The sequence below is a fragment of the Steroidobacter sp. genome (assembly GCF_016790065.1).
Classification (GTDB): Bacteria; Pseudomonadota; Gammaproteobacteria; order Steroidobacterales; family Steroidobacteraceae; genus Steroidobacter.
Genome location: NZ_JAEUPY010000500.1, coordinates 1 through 11814, shown reverse-complemented (window position 1 = coordinate 11814; position 11814 = coordinate 1). Strand labels below are relative to the sequence as shown.

General features: G+C 61.9%; 11 protein-coding genes. 10 read left to right on the top strand and 1 reads right to left on the bottom strand.

Annotated features, from left to right (window positions below; all coding sequences use genetic code 11):
* Positions 1-33 precede the first annotated feature (33 nt).
* From JNL55_RS20730 to ubiA, 3 genes are all read left to right on the top strand, one after another.
* Positions 34-417: a Rid family detoxifying hydrolase gene (locus tag JNL55_RS20730; RefSeq protein WP_293858199.1), complete on the top strand. Its 384-nt coding sequence runs from the start codon at positions 34-36 to the stop codon at positions 415-417.
* A 339-nt stretch (positions 418-756) separates the two neighbouring features.
* Positions 757-2892 (top strand): ATP-dependent DNA helicase RecG, encoded by a 2136-nt coding sequence (gene recG, locus JNL55_RS20725; protein WP_293858196.1) that lies wholly within the window; start codon positions 757-759, stop codon positions 2890-2892.
* Between the two features lie 1131 nt (positions 2893-4023).
* Positions 4024-5022, top strand: a complete 999-nt coding sequence (gene ubiA / locus JNL55_RS20720) for a 4-hydroxybenzoate octaprenyltransferase (RefSeq protein WP_293858193.1) — start codon at positions 4024-4026, stop codon at positions 5020-5022.
* A gap of 58 nt (positions 5023-5080) precedes the next feature.
* Here ubiA and JNL55_RS20715 read toward each other — a convergent pair whose 3' ends face one another.
* Positions 5081-5581, bottom strand: coding sequence for a ComF family protein (locus tag JNL55_RS20715; RefSeq protein WP_293858190.1), 501 nt, complete (start codon positions 5579-5581; stop codon positions 5081-5083).
* A 422-nt stretch (positions 5582-6003) separates the two neighbouring features.
* Here JNL55_RS20715 and bioB point away from each other — a divergent pair, with 422 nt between their 5' ends.
* The 7 genes from bioB to JNL55_RS20680 all read left to right on the top strand — a co-directional run.
* Positions 6004-7065 carry a biotin synthase BioB gene (bioB, locus tag JNL55_RS20710; RefSeq protein WP_415923127.1) on the top strand — a complete coding sequence of 354 codons (1062 nt, stop codon included), beginning with the start codon at positions 6004-6006 and terminating at the stop codon, positions 7063-7065.
* Positions 7066-7115: 50 nt separating this feature from the next.
* Positions 7116-7988 (top strand): malonyl-ACP O-methyltransferase BioC, encoded by an 873-nt coding sequence (bioC, locus tag JNL55_RS20705; protein WP_293858187.1) that lies wholly within the window; start codon positions 7116-7118, stop codon positions 7986-7988.
* Between the two features lie 66 nt (positions 7989-8054).
* Positions 8055-8588: a DUF2244 domain-containing protein gene (locus JNL55_RS20700; RefSeq protein WP_293858184.1), complete on the top strand. Its 534-nt coding sequence runs from the start codon at positions 8055-8057 to the stop codon at positions 8586-8588.
* A gap of 122 nt (positions 8589-8710) precedes the next feature.
* Positions 8711-9577 (top strand): cytochrome c oxidase subunit II, encoded by an 867-nt coding sequence (coxB, locus tag JNL55_RS20695; RefSeq protein WP_293858181.1) that lies wholly within the window; start codon positions 8711-8713, stop codon positions 9575-9577.
* A gap of 6 nt (positions 9578-9583) precedes the next feature.
* Complete coding sequence (gene ctaD / locus JNL55_RS20690; RefSeq protein ID WP_293858178.1) at positions 9584-11176, top strand: cytochrome c oxidase subunit I; 1593 nt, start codon at positions 9584-9586, stop codon at positions 11174-11176.
* Positions 11177-11182: 6 nt separating this feature from the next.
* Positions 11183-11305, top strand: coding sequence for a hypothetical protein (locus JNL55_RS20685; RefSeq protein ID WP_293858175.1), 123 nt, complete (start codon positions 11183-11185; stop codon positions 11303-11305).
* A 2-nt stretch (positions 11306-11307) separates the two neighbouring features.
* A partial coding sequence (locus tag JNL55_RS20680; RefSeq protein ID WP_293858172.1) for a cytochrome c oxidase assembly protein occupies positions 11308-11814 on the top strand: 507 nt, incomplete at its 3' end.

The following is an 11814-nucleotide window of genomic DNA, read 5'->3' as shown; positions in this document are numbered from 1 at the left end:
CCGCGCTCCTCGACATCAACGGTTGGTTCATCCATGGCGCGCGAAATCATTGCGACTCCGAATGCTCCCAAGGCAATCGGCACTTATTCCCAGGCTGTGAAGGTCGGCAAGACTGTCTATTGCTCCGGCCAGATCGCCCTCGATCCGGTCACCGGCGAGATGCAGCAGAGCTCCATCGACGTTGAGATTCGTCGCGTGTTCGACAATCTCAAGGCGATTGTTACTGCGGCTGGCGGTAACTTCTCTCAAGTGACGCGCGCCACGGTGTTCATTCTCGACTTCGGGATCTTCCCGACGTTGAACAAGATCATGGCGGAGTATTTCTCTGAGCCGTATCCGTCTCGCGTGACTGTGCAGGTGTCGGCTTTGCCGAAGGGCGCTAACGTTGAGATCGATTGCATCGTCGAGCTCGATTAAGAACTCCGATTAAGAGCTCTGATTAAGAGCTGCGTTCGTGGCTCGCGGCGGCTGTCGAGGGGGAAAGTGCCCTCTCGGCACCGGTATAAAGGCTTCAGCTGGCGCGACATGCTGCCACCGACGTTTCGGCGGTGGCTGTCGGGGGGGAGTGTCCTCCCGGCAGTTGGAAATACAGGGACGTGTTTTCCTACAGGCTCAACAGGGACGTGCGCGGAGCGGCGCAATGCGCTGCGACCGTGCCGGTGCCGGGAGGACACTTCCCCCCGACAGCCGCCGCCAGCTACCGACGCATCCTCTTGCTGGACGTTAAAGCGGCGACCTGCCGTACACTTGCACGGGATGAGCTCTTCCCCTCCTAACAGCAAACGCCCTCGAGCCGCTGAGGTGCCGGCGGCGGCAATCTCGCCGGAGATCCGGCCGGTGACGGCGTTACGGGGTGTGGGCGACGCGTTGGCGAGCAAGCTGGCGAAGTTGGGGATCACGACGATCCAGGATCTGCTGTTCCTCCTGCCACTCAGGTACGAAGACCGCACACAGGTCATCCCCATCGGTTCACTGAGCCACGGTGACCGGGCGGTCGTCGAAGGCGAGGTGCAGCTGGCGGAGATCGCCTTCCGGGGCCGCAGACAACTACTGTGTCGCATCGGTGACGGCTCCGGTTGGCTCACGCTCAGATTCTTTCATTTCAGCAACTCACAGCACGAGCAAATGACTCGCGGCACTCGGCTCCGTTGTTACGGCGAAGTGCGTCGCGGGCCGAGCGGATATGAAATCGTTCATCCTGAATATCGGCGCGTCGCGAGTGACGCTCCCACCACGAACGAAGACGTACTCACTCCCGTCTATCCGTTAACGGAGGGAGTACAGCAAGGCCGGCTGCGACAGCTCACCGCCATGGCGCTGCGCGAGTTCGCGAATCGCAGTATTCAAGATTGGGTGCCACCAGCAGTCCTGGCTCAACTGGAATTCCCACCGCTAAGAGACGCACTTCATTACGTGCATCGTCCGCCGCCGGACGCAGATTTGGAATTGCTCGCCGCCGGTCAACATCCGATGCAGCGACGACTCGCATTCGAAGAACTGCTCGCACATCAACTGAGTTTGCGGTTACTCAGATTGGAAGTTCAGCGCGATCCGGGCTGGCAGTTCAGCCCGGGCGAAGCATTGATCGATCGTTTCCTGCAGACGCTGCCGTTCAAACCCACAGGCGCGCAAACGCGTGCGTGGCGCGATATCGAGCGCGATCTGTCGCAGCCCAGTCCCATGCTTCGGCTGGTTCAAGGCGACGTGGGTTGCGGTAAAACGCTGGTGGCCGCACTGGCAGCACTGCGAGCGGTTGAAGCGGGCTTTCAAGTGGCGGTGATGGCGCCAACGGAATTGCTCGCCGAGCAACATGCTCGCAACTTCACGAACTGGTTGGCGCCGCTCGATCTATATCCAGCGTTGGTCACCGGCAAGCGAACCGCCGCGGCGCGTGCGCGTTCGTTGGCGGATCTCGGGTCAGGCGAAGCGAAGATCGTCATCGGCACTCATGCGTTGTTCCAACAGGAAGTCGAGTTCCGCCGACTCGGCTTGGTGATCGTCGACGAACAACATCGGTTCGGGGTGCATCAACGTTTATTACTTCGGGAGAAGGGCTTGGCGTCGGGTCGCTATCCGCATCAGCTGATCATGACGGCGACACCGATTCCGCGAACCTTGGCGATGACGGCCTATGCCGATCTCGACGTTTCCGTCATCGATGAGTTGCCGCCCGGCCGCACTCCGGTGAAGACCGTGGCGCTGCCTGAGAATCGACGCGATGAAATCGTGCTACGAATCCGCGACGCCTGTCGGCAGAAGCGGCAGGCTTATTGGGTGTGCCCGCTGATCGAAGAGTCCGATCAACTCGAAGCTCAGGCGGCTGAAGAGACGGCCACGGTGTTGGCCGAGGCATTACAAGAATTGAAGGTCGGGCTGATTCACGGCCGCATGCCGCCCAAGGAGAAGGACCTCATCATGTCGCGCTTCAAGGAAGGCGCCATCGATTTGCTGGTCGCGACCACGGTGATCGAAGTCGGCGTGGACGTGCCGAACGCCAGTTTGATGGTGATCGAGAATGCCGAGCGCATGGGCTTGGCGCAGCTCCACCAGCTGCGCGGCCGCGTCGGACGAGGCGCTGCTGAGAGTACTTGTGTGTTGTTGTATCGAACGCCGTTGACCGAGGTGGCGCGTGAGCGTTTGTCCGTCATGCGCGCGACCAACGACGGCTTCGAGATCTCCCGCCGGGATCTGGAATTGCGCGGGCCCGGTGAGCTGTTGGGCACCAAGCAGACCGGGCTGATGCAAATGCGCGTCGCCGAGCTGGTGCGCGATGCGGACCTGCTGCCGAAAGTTCAGGAAGTCGCGGAATTGATGCTCAGGGAAAATGAGGCCAACATTGCGCCGCTGCTGCGGCGATGGATTGGCCAGGGCGAGCGGTTCGGCAAGGTGTAAACGGATAGGGCCGTGACAGACTCTCAAAACGCGCACAACCCGGAGAAGACGGAGCCGGCGGCCACGCCAGCTGCGCCGGCTGGCGTCGTTCAGCCTTCTGCCAAGACGGCGGCTAAATCGCCGCCGGCCCAGATGGAATTGCTGAAGCCCGCAGCCGCAGCTGAACAGAGCGCATCGCCTGCACCGGCTGCGTCGGAGGCGCCGACGCCGACTCATGAGAAAACGCAGCCCATGGCGGCGATGTCGCCCGCCGTTCCTGCTCATGAGAAGACTCAACCCATAACCGCCCTGCCGCCCGCATCGGCAGCACCGACAGCGCCGCCTGTCGCGCCGGTCGATGTCGCTAAGCCTTCGCCGAGCTCGAGCCTGCAGTCGCCTGCTGAGCCGGCAAAGCCGCCACAGCCATTGCCTGCTTGGCTCCAAGACTTGAAGACGTCCGCGCCAATTTCGATCCTGCCGCCGCACAACGAGCCAGCGAAATCGCCCGCTCCACCGCCGGCGCCAGCGGCTACGCCGAATGTGCCGCACACTTCTGCGCCCGCGCAGACCGACGTGCCGAAAGGATCGACGCCTGCGCAAAGCCAAGCCGCTCTGCACGCCGAAGTTGTAAAGGTTCAAGCGACGCCAGCTCATGCGACTTCCGCCGAAGCAGTGAAAGCAGCAGCGACGCCAGCCCATGTGACTTCCGCCGACGCGGCGAAGCCGGCAGCGACGTCAGCGCCACATGCCAGCGCTAAGCAGTCAGCCAAACCGGCGACGAGCACTCCGAATGTAAGTTCGTCAGCACCCGCCGAGGCCGTGAAGACCGCAGCGGCGGCTGCAAGCGAAAGCCCGCCTCAGCGCGCTGAAGTGACCAAAGCGACGACGAGCACAACTCCTTCCGTTCCTCCTGCGCGGGCTGAGAAGACGCCGGCGGGTGCGACGAAAGTAACGCCATCCTCAAAAGCGGCGAGAGAAAAGCCGGTCGCGCCGACCGCCCGAGCCAGCACTCCTCAACACGGCAGCGCGGTGAAAGCGCCGCCGGCAGCGACGCCGCAGCCGAACGCTCTTCAGCCGGCGAAGGCGAGTACTCCTGCGCCAGCTGAAGCGGCAAAGGCAACGACTCACGTTGAACACGTGAGAACCGTAACGATGTCCGCCGCGAAGCCGGCCACGCCGGCTGACATCGATCTGCTTCAAGTAAAAACGCCGAGCTCTCCCGTGAAGGATCGGCTCTACGGAGTGGGCCGCAGAATCGCGACAACGGCCCTAGTCGCCGAAATTCTCCCGGGAGCAGCGACGAAGCTGCGGGCCTACGCGGCGTTGACGCGGCTCAACAAACCCATCGGCATCTGGCTACTGTTATGGCCAGTGCTGTGGGCACTGTGGCTCTCCTCCGGAGGCCGACCCGATCCGCACGTATTCATCGTCTTCGTCCTCGGCACCATACTGACCCGCTCCGCCGGCTGCGCGATCAACGACTTCGCGGATAGAAATTTCGATGGCCACGTGCAGCGAACGAAAGATCGCCCACTCGTTACCGGCGCAGTGGAGCCGGCAGAAGCCGTAGCGATCTGCGCCGGCCTGGGATTGATCGCGCTCGGCCTGGCGATGACATTGAATCAGTTGGCTCAGCTGCTGACGCTGATCGGCGGCGTGCTGGTCGTTACTTATCCGTTCTTCAAACGTTTCTTCCCGCTGCCGCAGATGTATCTCGGCATCGCGTTCACCTGGTCGGTGCCAATGGCTTACGCCGCGCAGACGGGCGCACTGCCGAGAATGGCATGGGTGATGTTTATGTCGGGCCTGTTGTGGACGGTGGCGTACGACACGATGTACGCGATGGTGGATCGAGAGGACGACAAGAAGCTGGGCATCCGGTCGAGTGCGATTCTGTTCGGCGATGCCGATCGCTTCATCATCGGCATCATGCAGTTGATGACCTTGCTCGGGCTTTGGTTGATCGGCAAAGAGATGGAGCTGGGGCTGTGGTATGGGTTGGGGATTGCGGTGGCGGCGATGTTTGCTTTGTATCAGCAGTTGTTGATTCGCCAGCGCAAGCCGGAAGATTGTTTCAAGGCGTTCGTGAATAACAATTACTTTGGGATGTCGGTGTTTATCGGCATCGTGTTGGAATACACGTTCCGTTGAGGATTTTTTTGCCGCCTGCGGCGGCGGGGCGCCGGATACGCGCGAGACCACAAGAGCGTCATTTATTACGGTCGGCGCGAGCGATGCACCAGACTTCTATCCATTCGGCGCCGGCGGCGCGCAGGACTTTGGCAAGTTCGTTGGTGGTGCTGCCGGTGGTGACCACATCGTCGATGATTGCGACGTGACGTGCGTTCAACGGCGCCGCCAGAGCAAAAGCGTTAGTCATATTTTTCAGACGCTCGCTCCGATCTAACGTCGCTTGTTCCTTGGTCTCACGAAGACGCACTACTAAATCGCTACGAAGTGATAGCCCGAGCGCTTTGCAAACGGGCAGCGCGAGTTCGCGCGCTTGATTGAATCCACGCTCTCGATAGCGAGCTGTGCCGAGTGGCACGGGAATGACGACGTCTGGTCGCGTGCCTCGGCTAACAAGATGCCGCGCCAAGAGTTCGCCAAGCACGCGGCCGTAAGTGAGTTCGCCGCGATACTTCAAACCATGAATCATTCGATCCACGGGGAAGGCGTAACGAAACGGAGCGACGCAGGCGTCGAACACCGGGGGTTGTGTCAAACACCCAGAGCACAGTGCCGGCTGGACGCAATCGATAGGCAATGGCTCGGCGCAGTGTTCGCAGACCCGATCGTTGAGCGGCAGGTCGCCGACGCAGCCGGCACAGAGATCAAGAGTTTCGGCGCAGGCCCGAGCCGGCCCTGAGCGTCCGCGCGCTTCATGAAGCTGGACGGCCGACTGGCCGCAGAGTACGCATTTGGCCGGCCACAGCCGCCGGGCAGCGGCTCGGGCCAAGGCCCGGAGAATGTCGACTGCTGTACGCAACATCGGTTGACAGCGTTCCTAACCGCCACGAATACTCCCCACCACCGCCCGGACCGGCCCAAGCCAGTCCGGCCGCCATGCCGGAAAGCTTGCAAGGCCCGGCCAGCGAGCGGTGTTTGAATAAAGTGAGGTTTGCCGTGGAAATCAGCCGTCCCGACGCCGTCCGCAACGCTACGCTGGTCGATCGCCTGGGGGTGGTGCGCACCGACTGGTCGATCGAGGAAGTGCGCGAGCTGTTCGCGCTGCCGTTTTCGGACCTGATCTACCACGCGCAGCGGGTCCACCGGCTGTACTTCGACCCGAATCAGGTGCAAATCAGCACCTTGCTGTCGATCAAGACCGGCGCCTGCCCGGAGGACTGCTCTTATTGTTCACAGAGCATTCGTTTCGAGACCGGGCTCAAATCCGAGCCGCTGATGGACCTGGGCGACGTGATGGAGAAGGCGCGCGCGGCCAAGGCCACTGGCGCGACTCGCTTCTGTATGGGCGCGGCCTACCGCAGCCCGAAGCCCAAGCAGTTGGCGCAAATCGTCGAAATGATCAAAGGCGTCCGTGCCATGGGCATGGAAACCTGCGTGACACTGGGCATGGTCACGCCGGACCAAGCGAATCAGCTCAAAGACGCGGGCTTGGATTACTACAACCACAACCTCGATACGTCGGAGTCTCACTATAAGAAGGTCATTACTACGCGCACGTACCAGGATCGTCTCGACACCCTCGAGGCCGTGCGTAACGCCGGTATCAATGTGTGTTGCGGCGGAATTCTCGGCATGGGCGAGAAAGAGCAGGATCGCGCGGAGCTGTTACACACGCTCGCGACGTTGCCTCAGCATCCGGACAGCGTGCCCATCAATCAGCTGATGCAGGTGCCGGGCACGCCGCTGTATGGCGTGGAAAAGCCGGATCCGCTGGATTTCGTGCGAGTGATTGCGGTCGCGCGCTTGTTGATGCCCAAGGCGCACGTACGTTTGTCGGCTGGTCGCTCGGCGATGAGCGAAGAGACCCAGACGCTGGCGTTCCTGGCCGGCGCGAACTCGATTTTCTACGGCGACAAGTTGCTGACCACGGAAAATCCCGAAGAGGATCAGGATCGCAAGCTGTTCGCCAAGCTCGGCATCACGCCCGAACCGCTGGCCCAGCAGCCAGCCAGCTGTTCGCGTGCACCCGAGCACCACGAGCACGAACACGCGCTAGCGAACTAGTCGGGCGCGCCCGCGAGGGGCACGAGCGCAAGGCGCGATATCCTTCCGTTATGCCCGATGAGTTCTATCTCGCCCCCGCGAACGTAAGACGTTCATTCGATAAGGCCGCGAAAACCTACGACGACGCGGCCATCGTCCAAGCCGAAATCCGCACTCGGCTGCTCGAGCGGCTCGACCTCGTCAAGCTGCAGCCCAAGGTCGTGCTCGACCTCGGCGCCGGCACCGGCCACGCCAGCAAAGCTCTGAAGCAGCGGTACAAAACCGCGGACGTCGTCGCCGTCGACCTGGCCGCCGGGATGTTGGTCGAGGCCGACCGCCGGCAGAGCTGGTTCAAACGCTTTCATCGCATCGCCGCCGACGCGCATCGCTTGCCCTTCAAGGACGCCAGCGCGCAGCTGGTCTTCAGCAACCTGATGCTGGAGTGGTGCCACGATCCGGACGCCGTGTTCCAGGAGATCCGGCGCGTTTTGCAGCCGGGCGGCCTGCTGACTTTCGCCACCCTGGGGCCGGACACCTTGCGCGAGTTGCGCGAAGGTTGGCGCAAAATCGACTCCTACCAGCATGTTCACCGCTTCATCGACATGCACGACCTGGGGGATGCCCTGGTGCGCGCCGGGCTGGCCGAGCCGGTCATGGACACCGAAAGATTGACGGTAACCTACCCCCACCTGGACGCGTTGCTGGCCGAGCTGGCCGCGAGCGGCTCGACCAATCTGGCCCACGGCCGGGCCCGCGGACTGACCTCGAAGGCTCGCTTGGAATCGCTCCGACAGTCGGTTCGGCCGGGCTCGGAACAGGCCGCACTATCGATCTCGGTGGAAGTGGTCTACGGTCACGCCTGGGCCACGGAGCTGCGTCCACGACGCCAGGCGGGGGGCGAAGTACGCATCCCAGTGACCAGTCTGACCCGAACGAAACGTTAAGTTTTTAGAAATCGACTCGTAGGTACTAGAACCAAGTTAGCCGATACTGGAAATAGTATTTAAACGATGAACGCTCGGGCCGATCTGCCGCCGCCTCGCCCGACCTCGGACTCCCCGCCCGGGGCCTGTCCCGTCGAACGGGTGCTCGAGCTGATGCCGCACCGGTCGCTCACGCCCAAGACCGCGCGCATCTTCATAGCCCTGGTGGCGACCCCGACCTTCGCCGTCGCTCTTATGTTTACCGCCCAGGGGTTCTGGCCGGTGCTGCCATTCGCCGGCTTGGAAATCGGCCTGCTGATCTGGGCGGTGCGCGCCTCCATGCGCTCAGGGTTGGAGCGGGAAACCATTACCGTGACCCAGGATTCGGTGATCATCAGACACTGGGACCGCCGTGGTGTGCAGTCAGCGGTATTTCCTAGACATTGGTCGAGGGTTACACTCCACGCCCCGCTGGCGGCGGTACCTCCCAGTCGACTCATTTTGGAGTCGCGCGGTCGCGCCTGCGAGGTGGGCAGGTTTCTCACAGAGGACGAGCGCCGCAGCCTCGCGGTTCGTCTCAAGCAGCTGGTGGGGAATATGAACGAAACGCCCGCGCTATGAGATAGCGCGGCGTTGTACTGCGGGCGCTATGCGCCCCTGCCACGCATGACTACGCGTCTCGCTTTGGGGGTGCCCGGGGCGTGGACGCGAGCAGAACGAAGCACTTGGGAGCATTAGGGCCAATGAAGATCGTGAAATATGCCGCCGGTTTGTTGGGGGCGGCGTTACTGCCCACCGGGGCGGCGCTGGCGGCATGGGAAATCAACATGCCGGTCGGCGTGACCGAGCTGAGTCGCGACATCCACGGCCTGCACATGCTGATCTTCTGGATCTGCGTGCTGATCGCCATCGCCGTGTTCGGCATGATGATTTATTCGATCGTGAAGTTCCGTCACTCGCAGGGCGCGGTGGCGGCCAACTTCGATCATTCCACCAAGGCCGAGATCATCTGGACCATCATTCCGGTCGCGATCCTGGTCGGCATGGCCATCCCGGCCGCCGCCACCCTGGTGAAGATCGAAGACACGCGCGACTCGAACCTCACCATCAAGGTCACCGGCTACCAGTGGAAGTGGCAGTACGAGTACCTCGGTGAGAACGTCAGCTTCTTCTCCACGCTGGCGCGCGACAGCGATGCCGCTCGCCAGACCGGTTCGGGCATCGACCCGAACAGCGTTCCCAACTACCTGCTCGAAGTCGACAAGCCGCTGGTGGTGCCGGTGGGCGCCAAGGTGCGCGTGCTGCTGACTTCGAACGACGTGATCCACGCCTGGTGGGTGCCGGCCTTCGGCATGAAGAAGGACGCCATCCCGGGCTTCGTGAACGAACTGTGGTTCCGCGCCGATGAGCCGGGAACCTATCGCGGCCAATGCGCCGAGCTGTGCGGTCGCGACCATGGCTTCATGCCGGTGGTCGTGGATGTGTTGCCGCAAGCGGAATACGACAGCTGGCTCGCCGAGCAGAAGGGTGGCGATCAAGCCGCTCCGGCAGCGGCGGCTTCAGCTCAGACGGTTGAGAATGCAGCGACGACGGTCGCTGCTGCGGAGTAATAGGTCATGGCACACGCACACGCTCACGACGACCACGCGCATCACGACGATCACGGCCCGGCCAAGGGCATCGGTCGCTGGATATTCGCGACCAACCACAAAGACATCGGCACGCTGTACATGCTGTTCAGCCTGTTGATGTTCTTCGTCGGCGGCACCATGGCCCTGGTGATTCGCGCCGAATTGTTCCAGCCCGGCATGCAGCTGGTCGATCCGATTTTCTTCAATCAGATGACCACCATGCACGCGCTGATCATGATCTTCGGCGCAGTCATGCCGGCGTTCGTCGGTCTGGCGAACTGGATGATCCCGCTGCAGGTCGGCGCGCCGGACATGGCGCTGCCTCGCATGAACAACTTCAGCTTCTGGATCCTGCCGTTCGCCTTCACGATGCTGATCGGCACGCTGTTCGTGCCGGGCGGCGCACCGGCCGGCGGTTGGACCATGTATCCGCCGTTGTCACAGCAGACCGGCGATGCGTTCCCGATGTTGATCTTCGCCGTGCACTTGATGGGCGCGTCTTCGATCATGGGCGCCATCAACGTGATCGTGACCATCATGAACATGCGTGCGCCTGGCATGTCGTTGTTGAAGATGCCGATCTTCGTTTGGACCTGGCTGATCACCGCGTACCTGCTGATCGCCGTGATGCCGGTGCTCGCGGGCGCCGTGACCATGTTGTTGACCGACCATTACTTCGGCACCACCTTCTTCGAGGCGGCCGGCGGTGGCGATCCAGTGATGTTCCAGCACATCTTCTGGTTCTTCGGTCATCCCGAGGTGTACATCATGATTCTGCCGGCGTTCGGCATCGTCTCGGAGATCATCCCGACGTTCTCGCGTAAGCCGCTGTTCGGTTACGACGCGATGGTGTACGCGACTGCCTCGATCGCCTTCCTGTCGTTCATCGTGTGGGCCCACCACATGTTCACGGTGGGCATGCCGCTGGCCGGTCAGATGTTCTTCATGCTCGCGACCATGTTGATCGCGGTGCCGACCGGCGTGAAGGTGTTCAACTGGACTGCGACCATGTTCAAGGGCTCGATCAGCTTCGAGCCGCCGATGCTGTTCGCGATCTCGTTCCTGTTCCTGTTCACCCTCGGCGGTTTCTCGGGCTTGATGCTCGCGATCGTGCCGGCGGACTTCCAGTATCACGACACCTACTTCGTGGTGGCGCACTTCCATTACGTGCTGGTGCCGGGTGCGGTGTTCTCGCTGATGGCCGCTGCTTACTACTGGCTGCCGAAGTGGACCGGCCACATGTACGACATGAAGTTGGCCAAGTGGCACTTCTGGCTGTCGACCATCTTCGTCAACGTGTTGTTCTTCCCGCAGCACTTCCTGGGTCTGGCCGGCATGCCGCGTCGTATCCCGGACTACTCCACGCAGTTCGCCGACTGGAACATGATTTCCTCGATCGGCGCGTTCGGCTTCGGCTTCTCGCAGCTGATGTTCGCGTACATCGTGTTCAAGACCATCCGCGGCGGCGCCAAGGCCTCCGACAAGGTTTGGGACAGCGGTCGTCCGCATGGCTTGGAATGGACGCTGAGCTCGCCGCCGCCGTATCACAGCTTCGAAACCGCTCCTGAAGTGAAGTAACCAGTCGTGGCTACAGAGATTCGCGACCCCGAACGTAAACGCGGCATTCAGCGCACCGTCCTGTGGTGCCTGCTGCTGGCCGCGACGTTCTACTTCGGTTTCATCGCCATGGCGGTGATGCGGTCCTAACGATGACAGACGCACCGCTCAAGCAAGCGAATCGCTCGCTGACCCGGCAGCTATGGATCTTTGCTGCCGGCAGCTTTGCATTCGGCTTCGCGCTGGTGCCGCTGTACGACGTGCTCTGTGACGTGACTGGTTATGGCGATCGCAGCAAGCTGGTGGAAGCCAGCTCGTTCACCGCCACCGAGGATAAGAATCGACTGGTGACCATCGAGCTGGTGTCCGATTCGCCGTCGTTCGGCGATTGGGAATTCCGGCCCGAGATCGCCAGCATCGAGGTGCATCCCGGCCGTTTGTATGAAGCGAAGTTCTATGCGCGCAACTTGCGGACCAAGCCGGTAGTGGCACAAGCCATTCCCAGCATCGCGCCGTTACAAGCGACCAAGTACTTCCACAAGACCGACTGTTTCTGTTTCACCCCGCAGCCGTTCGATGCCGAACAGGTGCGCGAGTTGACGGTGCGTTTCATCGTCGACCCGAAGCTGCCGGTGAACATCGATCGCTTGACGCTGGCT

Excerpts from the sequence above, each read along its gene's own strand:
- JNL55_RS20700 (WP_293858184.1), top strand. The coding sequence starts at position 8,055 with ATGAACGCTCGGGCCGATCTGCCGCCGCCTCGCCCGACCTCGGACTCC.
- JNL55_RS20730 (WP_293858199.1), top strand. The coding sequence starts at position 34 with ATGGCGCGCGAAATCATTGCGACTCCGAATGCTCCCAAGGCAATCGGC.
- recG (WP_293858196.1), top strand. The coding sequence starts at position 757 with ATGAGCTCTTCCCCTCCTAACAGCAAACGCCCTCGAGCCGCTGAGGTG.
- ctaD (WP_293858178.1), top strand. The coding sequence starts at position 9,584 with ATGGCACACGCACACGCTCACGACGACCACGCGCATCACGACGATCAC.
- bioC (WP_293858187.1), top strand. The coding sequence starts at position 7,116 with ATGCCCGATGAGTTCTATCTCGCCCCCGCGAACGTAAGACGTTCATTC.
- coxB (WP_293858181.1), top strand. The coding sequence starts at position 8,711 with ATGAAGATCGTGAAATATGCCGCCGGTTTGTTGGGGGCGGCGTTACTG.
- ubiA (WP_293858193.1), top strand. The coding sequence starts at position 4,024 with ATGTCCGCCGCGAAGCCGGCCACGCCGGCTGACATCGATCTGCTTCAA.